The organism is Rhodococcus coprophilus NBRC 100603 (assembly GCF_001895045.1).
Taxonomy (GTDB): Bacteria; Actinomycetota; Actinomycetes; order Mycobacteriales; family Mycobacteriaceae; genus Rhodococcus; species Rhodococcus coprophilus.
Genome location: NZ_BDAM01000003.1, coordinates 146073 through 160167, shown reverse-complemented (window position 1 = coordinate 160167; position 14095 = coordinate 146073). Strand labels below are relative to the sequence as shown.

Sequence of the window (14095 nt, the reverse complement as noted above, 5' to 3'; positions counted from 1 at the left end):
CCACCGTCGCACAGGAAGTGAGCACTAGCCATGAAACTTGCAGTCATCCCCGGTGACGGAATCGGTGTCGAGGTCACGGCCGAGGCGCTGAAGGTCTTGCGCAAGCTGGTCCCGGACCTCGAGACCACCGAGTACGACCTCGGCGCAAAGCGATACAACGCGACCGGTGAGCTGTTGCCGGAAGCCGATCTCGCGGCGATCCGCGAGCACGACGCGATCCTGCTCGGTGCCATCGGAGACCCGTCGGTCACGCCCGGAGTGCTCGAGCGCGGACTGCTGCTCAACATGCGGTTCGCTCTCGATCATCATGTGAATCTGCGTCCGTCGCGTCTGTACCCGGGCTCGGCGTCGCCGCTCGCCAAGAACCCGGACATCGACTTCGTCGTGGTCCGTGAAGGCACCGAAGGCCCGTACACGGGCAACGGTGGCGCGATCCGGGTCGGCACGCCGCACGAGATCGCCACCGAGGTGTCGATCAACACGTGGTTCGGTGCGGAGCGGGTCGTGCGGTACGCGTTCGCGTTGGCTCAGACCCGTCGCAAGCACCTCACGCTCATCCACAAGACCAACGTGCTGTCGAATGCCGGTGCGATCTGGACGCGTGCGATCGAGACCGTGGGCCGTGAGTACCCTGACGTCGAAACCGCTTACTGCCACATCGATGCGGCGACGATCTACATGGTCGACGATCCGTCCCGATTCGACGTGATCGTCACCGACAATCTCTTCGGCGACATCATCACCGATCTCGCAGGTGCGGTCACCGGTGGCATCGGCCTGGCGGCGAGCGGCAACATCGACGCGTCGGGCACGAACCCGTCGATGTTCGAGCCGGTGCACGGGTCGGCCCCCGACATCGCGGGCAAGGGCATCGCAGACCCGACGGCGGCAATCCTGTCGACTGCGCTGCTGCTCCGTCATCTCGGACGCGACGAGGAAGCCTCCCGGGTGGAACGCGCGGTGGAAGCCGACCTCGCGTCGCGTGGGTCGGGCCCGATCGTCACAGCTGAGGTCGGCGACCGCATCGCAGCGGCACTCTGACCCCGTGCGGGTTCCGGCTGATTGCGCCGGAACCCGCACGGCCGGTTACTTTTTCGGATCCACGGGTACCTGCGGTACCACCGGTGCGGCGGCCGCCGGTGCCATCGCCGCAATCGCGAAAGCGATCGGGAAGCCCACTGCGGCTATGAGTGCGCCGAAGGCCGGCCCGACCGCTGCGGCTGCGACGAATTGTCCGGTGTTCTGGATGCCCAGCGCACGCCCTCCCCAATAGGGCCCGGCTATTTCGGCAACCGCAGTGAACGCCAAGCCGTTCGGTGCGGAGGTGAGCACCGAGGCGACGAGCAGGATGACGATCGCCACCGGTGAATCGAAAAGCGACGACACGGCGAGCGCGGCCATCGACACCACCACCGAGACCGCGACGATGCGCAGAGGCCACAGTCTGCTTCCTACCCGGTCCGACCAACTCCCGGCCGCGACACGACCCAGGGCGGCGAGGACCTGTGCGACGGTGATCAGCAGCCCCGCGCCGGTTTCGTCCCATCCGCGGTCGGTGATCAGCCACACGAGCGAGTAGGTCCACACAACGTACTGCGGAACGACCAGCAGAATCGAGGCGGCGTGGATGCGCGCGAGCGTCCACGAGTTCCGGTACGGGCTCCCGAGCATTCCGGTGCTTTTCGCCTCCGCCCGGTCCGGCCGGGGAGGATCGAGAATTCCCAGTACGCACGCGAGCGCCGCGGTCCCGCAGGCCAGCGCCGGAAATGCCAGCGCCCATGCGATTCCGTGATTCGTCGCGAGCTGCGGGATGACCAGAGCGCCCGCCGCGACGCCGAGCGGCACCGACATCTGGCGGATACCCATTGCCAGACCGCGTTGTGCGGGCGCGAACCATCCGACCACGACGCGTCCGCTCGCGGCGTTCGCGCTGACGGCACCGGCCCCGGCGAGCACGAGCAGTATGCCGAGTGCGGGGATGGACGTGGTGAGCGCGGCCGCCGCGGTGGCGGCGGACGCGAGCCCCAGTCCTGCGGCGAGCGCGAGACGCTCCCCGAACCGGTCCGAGATCGCACCCCACACGACGAGTGTGAACACTCCACCGAAAAGTGGTGCGCCGGCCAGGGTTCCGGCTTGTGCGAGGGACAGGCCCGCCTCGGTGTGAAGGGAAGGGATGAGGAATGCGACTCCGTTGACCACAGTGGCCTGTGCCGCTTGTGCCAGTACGCCGACGGTCAGGATGAGCCAGCGTCGTGCTCCGATGTCGCCCGCGTCCATAGGTTCCCACTATCTGGGAAATGAATCCCGTATCGTGAAATGTCGGCTCACTGTATACGGCCACCGGCGCCCGCGTCGATCGGAGGCGGTGGTCACCCCGTTAGACTTCCCGCATGCGCCTTGGTCGAATTGCCAGTCCGGACGGTGTCGCTTTCGTCAGCATCGAGGGGGAGGGGGACGCCGCGACGGCGAAGGAGATCGCTGAGCATCCCTTCGGTACCCCGACCTTCACCGGTCGTAGCTGGCCGCTCGCCGATGTCCGCCTGCTCGCGCCGATCCTCGCCAGCAAGGTGATTGCCGTCGGCCGCAATTACGCTGCGCACGCTGCGGAATCCGGCAACGAGGTCCCCGAAGAACCGGTGATCTTCCTCAAGCCGAACACCTCGATTGTCGGGCCGGGTGCGCCGATCGTCATCCCGCGCAACGCGTCGGTGGTGCACCATGAGGCCGAACTCGCCGTGGTGATCGGCCGGCCCTGCAAGGACGTGCCCGCAGCGAAGGCCCGCGAGGTGATCCTCGGATACACCGTCGCGAACGACGTCTCCGCGCGCGACCACCAGGCCGCAGACGGCCAGTGGACGCGGGCCAAGGGGCACGACACGTTCTGCCCTCTCGGTCCGTGGATCGAGACCGATCTCGACGCGTCGGATCTCGAGATCTCGGCGGAGGTCGACGGTCAGCCGCGGCAGCGCAGCCGCACTTCGCTGATGGTGCACGACATTCCGAAGCTCATCGAATGGGTGTCGGCGGTGATGACGCTGCTCCCGGGCGACGTCATCCTCACGGGCACGCCGGAGGGCGTCGGACCGATCGTCCCGGGCGACACCGTCTCCGTCACGGTCGAGAAGATCGGAACACTCACCAATCCTGTGGTTGCCAAGGGGGCATGACCGGGCGGTCTCCGCTTCCGGGGGCCGGGTCAAGGGATAGCCTGGGAGGGTCTCCCGTCGATCCTCAACCCTGAGCGAGTCATGACCAGCAGCGAAGTACGTGTCCGTTTCTGTCCGTCCCCGACCGGAACCCCGCACGTGGGTCTCGTGCGTACCGCCCTGTTCAACTGGGCCTTCGCGCGCCACCACGGCGGCACCTTCGTGTTCCGCATCGAAGACACCGACGCTGCTCGCGACAGCGAGGAGTCGTACCAGGCGATTCTCGACGCGTTGCGCTGGCTGGGACTCGAATGGGACGAGGGTCCGGAGGTCGGCGGTCCCTACAAGCCGTACCGCCAGTCGGAGCGGCGCGGGCTGCACATCGGCGTCGTGGAGAAGCTTCTCCAGGCGGGCGAGGCCTACGAGTCGTTCTCGACTCCGGAAGAGGTCGAGGAGCGGCACAAAGCGGCCGGACGCGACCCCAAGCTCGGATACGACAACTACGACCGCGATCTGACCCCCGAGCAGCGCCAGGCGTTTCTCGACGAGGGACGCAAAGCCGTGGTGCGGCTGCGCATGCCCGACGAGGACCTCACGTGGAACGACCTCGTCCGCGGCGAGACGACGTTCAAGGCCGGCACGGTTCCCGACTTCGCGCTCACGCGCGGAAACGGCATCCCGCTGTACACGCTCGTCAATCCCGTCGACGACGCCCTCATGAAGATCACGCATGTCCTGCGCGGTGAGGACCTGTTGTCGTCGACGCCGCGTCAGCTCGCCCTCTATGCCGCGCTGCAGCGCATCGGCGTGGCCGACTTCACGCCCGAGTTCGGGCACCTGCCTTTCGTGATGGGCCAGGGCAACAAGAAGCTGTCCAAGCGCGATCCCGAGTCGAACCTCTTCCTCCATCGCGAGCGCGGTTTCATCCCGGAGGGCCTGCTGAACTATCTCGCGTTGCTCGGATGGGGACTGACCGACGACCGCGACATCTTCTCGCTCGACGAGATGGTGGCGGCCTTCGACATCGGCAAGGTCAATTCCAACCCGGCGAGGTTCGACCAGAAGAAAGCCGATGCGATCAACGCCGAGCACATCCGGATGCTCGAGCCTGAGGACTTCGCGACACGGTTGAAGGCGTTCCTCGTCGAGCACGGGCACATCGCTTCCGATGTGGACGACGCGTTGTTCCGGACCGCCGCCGATCTGGTCCAGACCCGCATCGTGGTCCTCTCCGACGCATGGGACCTGCTGAAGTTCCTCTTCGTCGGCGAATCCGAGTTCGAGCTGGACGAGGCGGCCGCTGCCAAGAACCTCAAGACGGAGGCAGGGCCTGTCCTCGATGCCGCGCTCGCCGCGCTGGACGCGCTCGACGAGTGGTCGACCGCCGCGATCGAGGAGGCCCTCAAGACGGCCCTCATCGACGATCTCGGACTCAAGCCTCGCAAGGCGTTCGCCCCGGTGCGGGTAGCGGTGACGGGGTCGCACATCAGCCCGCCGCTCTACGAGTCGATGGAACTGCTCGGACGTGAGCGCACCCTCGACCGATTGCGGGCCGCCAGGTCGGTAGTCGCCTGATCCGGGACTCGATCAGAGACGCCCGTGCAGCTTCCGCTGCGCGGGCGTCTTTCCGTCCGTGCCGATTCAAGGGGTTTGACCAGCCGATTTGTAGTTGGACATGGTGATGGTGTTAGTCTTTCTCTCGGTTCGGGAACGGAGGCCGAAGCGCAGTGCGCAGGCCGAAGGGACAGTCCATTGGGGTATGGTGTAATTGGCAACACAGCTGATTCTGGTTCAGCCATTCTAGGTTCGAGTCCTGGTACCCCAGCTGCGATGCGGAGGTTTGCCCGCCGCGTCTCGGCCAGCTAAGCTGGCTGAGCTTCCCCCGGGAAGCGCAAGAGAAGAAGTTCTCAGGCCCCCGTCGTCTAGCGGCCTAGGACGCCGCCCTCTCACGGCGGTAGCGTGGGTTCGAATCCCATCGGGGGTACCATGAACTGCCCACCGATCTCCGGATCGGTGGGTGTTCTTCTCTAAAGACAGGCATTCCTTCGGGGGTGCCGACGGTAAGTCCAGGCCCCCGTCGTCTAGCGGCCTAGGACGCCGCCCTCTCACGGCGGTAGCGTGGGTTCGAATCCCATCGGGGGTACAACCGAAAGACCCTCCGAGCATTGCTCGGAGGGTCTTTTCGTTGCCAGGCCGTTTCTCATACGCTCTTGCGCCGGAACTCGCGGTGGTGGTCCGCGTGCGCTTTCGGCCCGCGAGCTTTGGATTGCGCGTCGAGATGCGCGGTGCCGTGGACGTCACGGTGATTCTTCCGCTCGAGCGCGTCACGGAATTCTTGTTTGAGGCGTTCCTTCTCCGGATCGGTCATGGTGTCCCCTTCCTTCGCCGATGCCTCGAAATGTAGCGCCGGGGGAGCGGCGCTGTCGCCCCATTTACCGGGCCCGGGTCAGCGCGCGGGTGAGGAGAGGTACGCAGCAGTCGTGCCGCCGATCTCCATCGCGGGTATACCAAGCTTGCGGTGGTCCCACGACCGGACACGATCGGGCACGACGCGCACCGCGACCCGCTTGGCCATCATCTGCTCGACGGCCGGTCGTGCCTGCTCGGTGTACGGAGCGGTGTACCGCTCCCAGACGTCGCGACACACCGCGAATACGGTGTCGTGGTCGTCGAGGATTTCGGCGTGCCCCTCGAGGGCGACGCCCCGCAACTGGTCGTAGGTGTCACCGGCCTCGACGAGCACGGTGACCCGGTTGTCCCGGCGAAGGTTCACGGCCTTCTGTGATTTCGCCTTCGTCTCGAACCAGATCTCCCCGTCGAGCAGCGCGTACCACATGGCCACCAGATGGGGCATGCCTGTGGAGCCGAGCGTGGCCAGCGTCGCGACACGGCTGTGGTGGAGGAAATCGGAGATCTCCGGGTCGGTCATGGTGATGTCGGCACGGCGGTTGGTTCCCATGCGAGAACTGTGACATACCACGCACATCCGCCACCAGGGTTGCTCAGAGCCGCTTGTGAAGAGCCTCCGCGGCGGCGAGAAGGTCGGCGGCCCACCGGGCGCCCGGACGTCGTCCCATCCGGTCGATCGGCCCGGAGACCGACACTGCGGCGACGACAGCGCCTCCGCTGTCCCGGACGGGCGCGGCGACAGACGCTACTCCGGGTTCGCGTTCGGCGGCACTCTGCGCCCATCCGCGACGGCGTACTTCCGTGAGCACACGTTCCCCGAACGCGGCGTCCGGAAGGATCGCGCGCTGGACGGCCGTATCGGCCCATGCGAGCAGAACTTTGGCGCCCGATCCGGCCGTCATGGGCAGGCGTGATCCCACGAGGACGGTGTCGCGCAGACCCGTCGGCGGTTCGAGGGCGGCGATGCACACCCGGTGCGTGCCCTCGCGGCGGTACAACTGCACGCTCTCGCCTGTGATTTCGCGCAATCGGGGGAGTACGAGTGTGGCCGCCTCGACCAGGGAGTCGCCGGCACCGGTGGAGAGTTCGGCCAGGCCGGGGCCCGGGCGCCATTGGCCGTCGCCGTCGCGCATGAGGAGGCGGTGCACTTCGAGGCCGACAGCGAGGCGGTGGGCAGTGGCACGAGGCAAGCCTGTCCGGAGGCACAACTCGTTGAGGTTGCAAGGCTGTTCGGCCACTGCATGCAGGACAGTCATGGCTTTGTCCAGCACTCCGATCCCGCTATGCTGTCTCATAGGTCGATACCTCCGTCTCGCATGCTGGGAAGCATATCGCATGCGGAACGAGGCGGGGACGACACCATGCGCGGGCCGGACAGCCCTGAATCGGTCCCGCGTTCGTCACGTACGACAGGTGGAGAACATGGCTGGAAAGACTCTGGCAGAGAAGGTGTGGGATCAGCACGTCATCGTGCGTGGTGAAGGAGAGGGGGCGGCGCGCGAGCCGGACCTGATCTACATCGACCTGCATCTCGTGCACGAGGTGACCAGTCCGCAGGCCTTCGACGGTCTGCGGCTGGCGGGACGGCCGCTGCGTCGGCCCGATCTCACCATCGCAACCGAGGACCACAACGTTCCGACGGTCGACATCGACAAGCCGATCGCCGATCCCGTCTCGCGCACGCAGGTCGAGACATTGCGCCGCAACTGTGAGGAATTCGGCGTACGCCTGCACCCGATGGGGGACCTCGATCAGGGCATCGTGCACGTGGTCGGCCCGCAGCTCGGCCTGACCCAGCCCGGTATGACCGTGGTGTGCGGCGACAGTCACACCTCCACCCACGGAGCTTTCGGTGCTCTCGCAATGGGTATCGGCACCAGTGAGGTCGAGCACGTCATGGCGACGCAGTCGTTGTCGCTGCGGCCGTTCAAGACCATGGCGATCAACGTCGACGGTGAACTGCAGCCCGGTGTCACGGCCAAGGACCTCGTTCTCGCGATCATCGCCCAGATCGGAACCGGCGGGGGCCAAGGGTACGTCCTGGAATACCGCGGAGAGGCGATCCGCAAGCTTTCGATGGAAGCGCGGATGACGATCTGCAACATGTCGATCGAGGCGGGCGCGCGTGCCGGCATGATCGCGCCCGACGCCGTCACCTACGAATTCGTCAAGGGCCGCCCGCACGCGCCGAAGGGTGCGGACTGGGATGCGGCCGTCGAAGCGTGGGAACAGCTGAAGACCGACGACGACGCGGTTTTCGACGCGGAGGTCCACATCGACGGCAGTGCGCTGACGCCGTTCGTGACGTGGGGGACCAACCCCGGTCAGGGCGCACCGCTCAGCTCCACGGTGCCGGTGCCGGAAGAGATCGCGGAGGAGACCGAGCGGTCTGCTGCCGAGAAGGCTCTGAGGTACATGGACCTCGAACCGGGTATGCCGCTGCGGGACATCAAGATCGACACCGTGTTCGTCGGATCCTGCACCAACGGACGGATCGAAGATCTGCGTGCTGTCGCCGAAGTGCTCGAGGGGCGCAAGGTGGCCGACGGAGTCCGCATGCTCGTCGTGCCGGGTTCGATGCGCGTTCGTGTCCAGGCGGAGGAGGAAGGTCTCGGTGAGATCTTCACGGCCGCAGGGGCGGAATGGCGTCAGGCGGGCTGCTCGATGTGCCTGGGCATGAACCCGGACCAGCTCGCGCCCGGTGAGCGGTCGGCTTCGACATCGAACCGTAATTTCGAGGGGCGGCAGGGCAAGGGCGGTCGCACGCACCTCGTCTCCCCGGCAGTGGCCGCCGCAACAGCGGTGCGCGGCACCCTCTCCGCTCCGGCGGATCTGGACTAGAGCACAGGACCGAGGAGATATTTCCATGGAAGCCTTCACTACTCACAAAGGCATCGGCGTCCCCCTGCGCCGTTCCAATGTCGACACCGACCAGATCATCCCGGCGGTGTATCTGAAACGCGTCACCCGCACAGGATTCGAAGACGGACTGTTCGCCGCGTGGCGTAACGATCCGTCGTTCGTTCTCAACACCCCACCCTTCGATCGCGGAACCGTTCTCGTCGCCGGACCCGATTTCGGCACCGGCTCGTCGCGCGAACATGCGGTGTGGGCGTTGTCCGATTACGGATTCCGGGTTGTGATCTCGTCGCGCTTCGCCGACATCTTCCGCGGCAACGCCGGCAAGGCCGGTCTGCTCGCTGCTCAGGTGGAGCAGAACGACGTCGAATTGCTCTGGAAGCTCATCGAACAGCAGCCCGGGCTCGAACTCGATGTGAATTTGGAAACTCGGACGGTGACCGCCGGAACCACCGTGGTGCCGTTCGTCATTGACGACTACACCCGGTGGCGTCTGCTGGAGGGTCTCGACGACATCGGATTGACATTGCGCCAGGTAGACGCGATTTCCGAGTACGAAAAGTCAAGGCCTTCTTGGAAACCGCGGACGCTTCCGGCCCCCTGATCGGACGGCGAGACTGCCTCTGCCGGCCCCGGTTCGACCCCTCGGTCGAGCCGGGGCCGGCCACATATTTGCATGAGAATCCGCGTGGCACATAGACTCTAGCCCGTTTGCGGGTCTACCGTGGACTGGAGTCGGTCTGACGGTGGACCGTAGATGCGCGGAGGAAATCAATGAACAAGGCAGAATTGATCGACGTTCTGACCGAGAAGCTCGGTTCGGACAGGCGCACCGCCACGGCGGCCGTCGAGCACATCGTGGACGCGATCGTGCGCGCCGTGCACGACGGGAAGAGCGTTACCATCACCGGATTCGGCGTCTTCGAGCAGCGTCGCCGTGCGGCCCGCGTCGCCCGTAACCCGCGCACCGGTGAGACGGTCAAGGTCAAGCCGACGTCCGTACCGGCTTTCCGTCCGGGTGCGCAGTTCAAGGCAGTCATCGCGGGTAACCAGAAGCTCCCCGCTACCGGTCCTGCCGTCAAGCGCGGTGCTGCTGCGGCGGCGAAGAAGACCGCGGCTGCCAAGAAGGCTGCGAAGAAGACCGCCGCGAAGTCGACGGCGGCCAAGAAGACCACCGCGGCAAAGTCCACGGCAGCCAAGAGCACTGCGGCGAAGAAGACAACCGCGGCAAAGGCGGCTCCCGCCAAGAAGACCACCGCGGCAAAGAAGACAACCGCGGCAAAGGCGACTCCGGCCAAGAAGACCACCACCGCGACCAAGAGCACCGCGGCCAAGAAGACCACGACCGCGGCGAAGAAGGCTCCGGCCAAGAAGACCACCACCGCGACCAAGAGCACCGCGGCCAAGAAGACCACCACCGCGGCGAAGAAGGCTCCGGCCAAGAAGACCACCACCGCGGCCAAGAAGACCACCACGGCAGCGAAGAAGGCCCCGGCCAAGAAGACCACGACCCGCCGCACCGCCAAGAAGTAGTTCGTCGCCGGCACGCATGCCGGCACCGAACAGAACTAGACGGCACCCCGTTCGCGCCCTGCGCGCGCACGACGGCAGACGGCGGCTACCGGCATGGTTTTCCCGGTAGCCGCCGTCGTCGTCGGGACGCAGGACGCCCCTGGGCGGGATATGCAGCCGTCTCGCGGCTGTGTCCGAATCGCCCCGAATCCGCGGGCGGACGTTCGGATTACACGGATTACTTCGGGGGCAGTGGACTGTCCAGGTGATCGGCAGCGACGAGGCGATCGCCGTGCAGCGACAACACCCACATGCTCGCCTTGCGGTTGCGCGCCGGAGGCAGCGTCACTCCGTCCCGGGCCGCCCACCACGAGACGAGATCGGGAATCACCTTTCCCTGGCTACAGATCACCGGGGTGCCCCCGCGGGCGACGATGTCGAGTGTGCGCTTGCGGCCGAGTTGGGGGTCGCCGTTGTACTCCTCTTCCGAGAGCGAGGGTTCGACTGCGACCTCGACGCCCAGGTCGGCGGCGACGGGTGTCACGGTGTCGATGCACCGCGTGCGGTCCGCCGCGGTGACGCTGTCTCCACCGAACGCGCGCACTTGCGGAACGAGCGCGGCCGCCTGGACTTTGCCCGCCGAATCGAGGGGACGGGTCCGGTCGTCACCGCGGTGTTTCTTCCGGCTCCCAGCCTTCGCATGTCGGACGATCAGGACGGTCGTGGTGTCGGCGGGCAGCAACCGGAACCGCCGCAGAATGCTGCGGTCCATCGGATACGACAGCTGATCGAAGGCGGAATCCGGTGATACCCAACGTAGTTCGTCGACTTCGTTGTTCGGTACGAACTCGCCACCGGCCGGCCTCGCGGCCCAGTAGTCCACCCGCTTGAGTTTACGGTGCCCGGGCACCGGGTAGGTCACGCGCCCGAGGTGCCGGCCCAGGACAGGCTGGAATCCCGTTTCCTCCCGGATCTCCCGGACCGCCGCGACGACAGCGGTTTCCCCGGGATCCAGTTTGCCTTTCGGAAAAGACCAGTCGTCGTATCGCGGCCGGTGCACGACTGCGACTTCGATCGGGCGGAGCGCGGGCCGGCCCGAGTTGTCGTCCGTGGAACGGCTCGAACTGCGCCCTGCGGGTCGCCACAGCACCGCACCCGCGGCAAAGATGTTGGCCTTCATCGGCTTATCGGACGAATCGGTCACCTGTGTCTCCGCATCACGATGCGCGGCTGCGCATGAGTTCCATTTGATGGTCGCGCGCTGCGGTGCCCGGGGCGGGGGACGCCGTCCACGTGCCGTCGGCCTCGAGCGTCCAGCATCGCGTGGCCGGGTCGAGCGCGGAGTCGAATATGTCCTGCAACTGCTTGGCGAGCCGAGGGTTCTTCACCTGCACCATGACCTCGACCCGGCGATCGAGGTTGCGGTGCATCATGTCGGCGCTGCCGATCCAGGATTCGTCGCTGCCCAGGAAGTGGAATATGCGCGAATGTTCGAGGAACCGGCCGAGAATGGATCGGACCGTGATGTTCTCGCTCAGGCCCGGAACGCCCGGTTTGAGCGCGCAGATACCGCGCACCACGATCTCGACCGGGACGCCGGCGCGCGACGCGCGATACAGCGCGTCGATGACCTGCTCGTCGACGAGTGCATTGGCCTTGAGCCGAACCAGGGTGGCGCGGCCCGCCGCATGGTGCTCGATCTCCCGGTCGATCCGCTCGATGATGCCCTTGCGAACCCCGTGCGGAGCCACGAGCAGGTTGCGGTACTGCGCTTTCCGCGAGTAACCGGTGAGCGTGTTGAACAGGTCGGTCAGATCGGCGCCGATTTCCGGCGACGACGTGAGCAGACCCACGTCTTCGTAGAGTCGCGCGGTCTTCGGGTTGTAGTTGCCCGTGCCGATGTGGCAGTAGCGACGGATCGTCGAACCTTCACGACGGACCACCAGGCATGTCTTGCAGTGGGTCTTGAGGCCCACGAGTCCGTAGACGACGTGCACGCCCGCCTGCTCGAGTTTGCGTGCCCACTTGATGTTCGCCTGTTCGTCGAAGCGGGCCTTGATCTCGACGAGCGCGACCACCTGTTTGCCCGCCTCGGCGGCAGCCACCAGTGCATCGACGATCGGGGAATCACCGGAGGTGCGGTAGAGCGTCTGCTTGATCGCGAGGACTTGGCTGTCCGCGGCAGCCTGCTCGATGAAGCGCTGCACGCTCGTCGAGAAGGAGTCGTACGGGTGATGGACGAGAATGTCGCCCTCGCGCAGGGTCGAAAAGACGCTCTTCGGGGTCTCCCTCTCACCGAACGCGAAATGCGTTGCGGGGACGAACGGCACATCTTTGAGATCGGGACGGTCGACGGCATGCACCTGCCACAGGCAGGACAGGTCGAGGAGACCGGGCAGTTGGACGACATCGGCAGGGTCGACATCCAATTCGCGCAGCAGCAGATCGAGCATGTGCTCGGTCATGTCGTCCGACACTTCGAGCCGGACGGGTGAACCGAAGCGTCGTCGGGCGAGTTCGCGTTCGAGCGCTTTGAGGAGGTCTTCGTCGCGGTCCTCTTCGACCTCGAAATCGGCGTTGCGCGTGACGCGGAACGCGTGGTGCTCCACGATTTCCATCCCGGGGAACAGGACGTCCAGGTGCGCGGCGATGAGTTCTTCGAGCGGGAGGAAGGCGGCGAGACCGTACAGCGAGCCCGCGCGGTCGACGCGGACGAACCGATCGACGTTGTCGGGCACCTTCACTCGGGCGAAGTGCTCACCGGAGGATTCGCAATCCTTCACCGTCACAGCGAGATTCAAGCTCAATCCGCTGATGTAGGGGAAGGGATGCGCGGGGTCGACGGCGAGGGGGGTGAGCACCGGGAACACCTGCTCGGCGAAATATCGCGTGAGCCGGTCGCGTTCGTCGGCCGTCAGGTCGGCCCATTTGATGATCGAGATGCCCTCGGCCTCGAGCGCCGGCAGAACCGAGTCGAGGAAGACCTGGGCATGCCGGCCCGCGAGTTCCTGCGTGCTCGACGCGATGAGTGCGAGCTGAGCCCGGGGGGAGAGACCGTCGGCCGACCGGACGGACAGTCCGGTCTCCGCACGACGCTTGAGTCCGGCGACGCGCACCATGTAGAACTCGTCGAGATTCGACGCGAAGATCGCCAGAAACTTGGCGCGTTCGAGGAGCGGCTGGGAGGTGTCCTCCGCCAACGCCAGCACTCGTGCGTTGAAGTCGAGCCAGCTCAATTCGCGGTTGAGGTAGCGATCGCCGGGCAGGCCGTCGCTGGGGTCTGTCTTCAGTTGCGAGTTGATCGCGGCGGGTGGGGCGCTGGTGGCGGTGGCCACGCGTCCCTGCGGTCGGGGGGTGCCGGGTGTGGCACTCTGCTCGGTTCCGGCACTCGTGTCGATGCCTGCGATCTGCTCGGGGGTGTCGCCGTTGGTCACCGCTCCATTGTGTCAGGAACCGATGAGGCATGAGGTGGTCGGCGAGAGGTCGGGCACGGGAAGGGAAGTGTCGATCCGATGCGATCGAGCACCGCGGCGGTGGCCGCGCCGACCCCCAGCCGCACCGCGACCCCCAGATCGTCGACGGTATCGACATCGAGCCGCAGGCCGGGAAGAGCGGCTTCCACAGCGCGAGCACCGTCGCCGAGGTGCCGACGGGCGGAACCGGGACCGAACTGCGGACGCAGCGGATCCTGCGTACTGCAGTGGAGCAGCGCGGTGGTGCCCGAGCCGGTGTGATCGGCGACGATCATGATGCCCGTCGCACGTGCCTCCTCGAGCGCCTCCGCCAGCTCGTGCGACCGCACGGCGGGAAGGTCCGCCTGGAGGGCGACGAGATCCACGCCCGCCGATTGCGCCCGGGCGTGTTCCGCAGCCGCACGCAGCGCTGCGTTGAGGGAATCCGACCGTTCCACGCCGCGCACGGCCGGCGGGTCGACCAGCACGGACGCTCCCGACTCGAGAGCGACGGCCGCGACCCGGTGGTCGGAGGTGATGACGGTGAGCTGTGCGTCGTCGAGTCCGTGGGCAGCGCTGAGTGTGTCCTGCAGCATCGCGAGCACCAGGTCGGCTCGCGCTTCCGGCTCGAGGGCGTGCGCCAGTCTCGACTTGGCCAGGCCGAGGGCCTTGACCGGAACGAGAACGTGCACCGCGGGCATGGGCGTGATTGTGCCA

Annotated in this window: 13 protein-coding genes and 3 tRNA genes; 9 read left to right on the top strand and 7 right to left on the bottom strand. The window is 66.3% G+C overall.

The features are described 5' to 3' along the window. Positions 1-30 precede the first annotated feature (30 nt). Complete coding sequence (locus RDCOP1_RS06605) at positions 31-1041, top strand: 3-isopropylmalate dehydrogenase (protein ID WP_072699315.1); 1011 nt, start codon at positions 31-33, stop codon at positions 1039-1041. Positions 1042-1086: 45 nt separating this feature from the next. On the opposite strand, the gene RDCOP1_RS06600 is transcribed toward RDCOP1_RS06605, so the two are convergent. Further along, positions 1087-2277 carry an MFS transporter gene (locus tag RDCOP1_RS06600; RefSeq protein ID WP_072699314.1) on the bottom strand — a complete coding sequence of 397 codons (1191 nt, stop codon included), beginning with the start codon at positions 2275-2277 and terminating at the stop codon, positions 1087-1089. Between the two features lie 113 nt (positions 2278-2390). Between RDCOP1_RS06600 and RDCOP1_RS06595 the strand changes: the two genes are divergently transcribed. The 5 genes from RDCOP1_RS06595 to RDCOP1_RS06575 all read left to right on the top strand — a co-directional run bounded on the left by RDCOP1_RS06595 (position 2391) and on the right by RDCOP1_RS06575 (position 5289). Beyond that, a complete protein-coding gene (locus tag RDCOP1_RS06595) occupies positions 2391-3167 on the top strand; it encodes a fumarylacetoacetate hydrolase family protein (protein ID WP_072699313.1) in 777 nt (258 codons plus the stop codon). Between the two features lie 81 nt (positions 3168-3248). Then, positions 3249-4721 (top strand): glutamate--tRNA ligase, encoded by a 1473-nt coding sequence (gene gltX, locus RDCOP1_RS06590; protein WP_072699312.1) that lies wholly within the window; start codon positions 3249-3251, stop codon positions 4719-4721. Positions 4722-4899: 178 nt separating this feature from the next. Then, positions 4900-4971: transfer RNA gene (locus tag RDCOP1_RS06585), tRNA-Gln, on the top strand. 86 nt (positions 4972-5057) lie between these two features. After that, a tRNA-Glu gene (locus RDCOP1_RS06580) sits at positions 5058-5133 on the top strand. Positions 5134-5216: 83 nt separating this feature from the next. Next, a tRNA-Glu gene (locus RDCOP1_RS06575) sits at positions 5217-5289 on the top strand. A 57-nt stretch (positions 5290-5346) separates the two neighbouring features. Here the strand turns inward: RDCOP1_RS06575 and RDCOP1_RS21450 are convergent. The 3 genes from RDCOP1_RS21450 to RDCOP1_RS06565 all read right to left on the bottom strand — a co-directional run bounded on the left by RDCOP1_RS21450 (position 5347) and on the right by RDCOP1_RS06565 (position 6850). After that, positions 5347-5514 carry a DUF5302 domain-containing protein gene (locus RDCOP1_RS21450; protein ID WP_169848844.1) on the bottom strand — a complete coding sequence of 56 codons (168 nt, stop codon included), beginning with the start codon at positions 5512-5514 and terminating at the stop codon, positions 5347-5349. Between the two features lie 78 nt (positions 5515-5592). After that, entirely contained in the window at positions 5593-6105 is a 513-nt protein-coding gene (locus tag RDCOP1_RS06570; RefSeq protein WP_072699311.1) for a pyridoxamine 5'-phosphate oxidase family protein, read from the bottom strand. A 43-nt stretch (positions 6106-6148) separates the two neighbouring features. Further along, positions 6149-6850, bottom strand: a complete 702-nt coding sequence (locus RDCOP1_RS06565; protein WP_072699310.1) for an IclR family transcriptional regulator — start codon at positions 6848-6850, stop codon at positions 6149-6151. 127 nt (positions 6851-6977) lie between these two features. Here RDCOP1_RS06565 and leuC point away from each other — a divergent pair, with 127 nt between their 5' ends. The 3 genes from leuC (at position 6978) to RDCOP1_RS06550 (ending at position 9947) form a co-directional block, all read left to right on the top strand. Next, positions 6978-8396 carry a 3-isopropylmalate dehydratase large subunit gene (gene leuC, locus RDCOP1_RS06560; protein ID WP_174555774.1) on the top strand — a complete coding sequence of 473 codons (1419 nt, stop codon included), beginning with the start codon at positions 6978-6980 and terminating at the stop codon, positions 8394-8396. Positions 8397-8421: 25 nt separating this feature from the next. Further along, a complete protein-coding gene (leuD, locus tag RDCOP1_RS06555; RefSeq protein WP_072699308.1) occupies positions 8422-9018 on the top strand; it encodes a 3-isopropylmalate dehydratase small subunit in 597 nt (198 codons plus the stop codon). Between the two features lie 170 nt (positions 9019-9188). Beyond that, a complete protein-coding gene (locus tag RDCOP1_RS06550; protein WP_072699307.1) occupies positions 9189-9947 on the top strand; it encodes an HU family DNA-binding protein in 759 nt (252 codons plus the stop codon). 217 nt (positions 9948-10164) lie between these two features. Here RDCOP1_RS06550 and RDCOP1_RS06545 read toward each other — a convergent pair whose 3' ends face one another. The 3 genes from RDCOP1_RS06545 to cofC are packed head-to-tail and all read right to left on the bottom strand — an operon-like array spanning position 10165 to position 14079. Beyond that, positions 10165-11130, bottom strand: a complete 966-nt coding sequence (locus RDCOP1_RS06545; RefSeq protein WP_072699306.1) for an NUDIX hydrolase — start codon at positions 11128-11130, stop codon at positions 10165-10167. Between the two features lie 13 nt (positions 11131-11143). Continuing rightward, the gene (locus RDCOP1_RS06540) at positions 11144-13360 is read right to left on the bottom strand and encodes an RNA degradosome polyphosphate kinase (RefSeq protein WP_072699305.1); all 2217 of its coding nucleotides are present in this window, start codon (positions 13358-13360) and stop codon (positions 11144-11146) included. Continuing rightward, on the bottom strand, positions 13357-14079 hold the full coding sequence (gene cofC, locus RDCOP1_RS06535; protein WP_072699304.1) for a 2-phospho-L-lactate guanylyltransferase: 723 nt from the start codon (positions 14077-14079) through the stop codon (positions 13357-13359). The genes RDCOP1_RS06540 and cofC overlap by 4 nt, the downstream gene beginning before the upstream one ends. Positions 14080-14095 lie beyond the last annotated feature (16 nt).

Coding starts and splice junctions, on each gene's coding strand:
- RDCOP1_RS06600 (WP_072699314.1), bottom strand. CDS start 2,277: ATGGACGCGGGCGACATCGGAGCACGACGCTGGCTCATCCTGACCGTC.
- RDCOP1_RS21450 (WP_169848844.1), bottom strand. CDS start 5,514: ATGACCGATCCGGAGAAGGAACGCCTCAAACAAGAATTCCGTGACGCG.
- RDCOP1_RS06565 (WP_072699310.1), bottom strand. CDS start 6,850: ATGAGACAGCATAGCGGGATCGGAGTGCTGGACAAAGCCATGACTGTC.
- RDCOP1_RS06595 (WP_072699313.1), top strand. CDS start 2,391: ATGCGCCTTGGTCGAATTGCCAGTCCGGACGGTGTCGCTTTCGTCAGC.
- leuC (WP_174555774.1), top strand. CDS start 6,978: ATGGCTGGAAAGACTCTGGCAGAGAAGGTGTGGGATCAGCACGTCATC.
- RDCOP1_RS06605 (WP_072699315.1), top strand. CDS start 31: ATGAAACTTGCAGTCATCCCCGGTGACGGAATCGGTGTCGAGGTCACG.
- leuD (WP_072699308.1), top strand. CDS start 8,422: ATGGAAGCCTTCACTACTCACAAAGGCATCGGCGTCCCCCTGCGCCGT.
- RDCOP1_RS06570 (WP_072699311.1), bottom strand. CDS start 6,105: ATGGGAACCAACCGCCGTGCCGACATCACCATGACCGACCCGGAGATC.
- cofC (WP_072699304.1), bottom strand. CDS start 14,079: ATGCCCGCGGTGCACGTTCTCGTTCCGGTCAAGGCCCTCGGCCTGGCC.
- gltX (WP_072699312.1), top strand. CDS start 3,249: ATGACCAGCAGCGAAGTACGTGTCCGTTTCTGTCCGTCCCCGACCGGA.
- RDCOP1_RS06550 (WP_072699307.1), top strand. CDS start 9,189: ATGAACAAGGCAGAATTGATCGACGTTCTGACCGAGAAGCTCGGTTCG.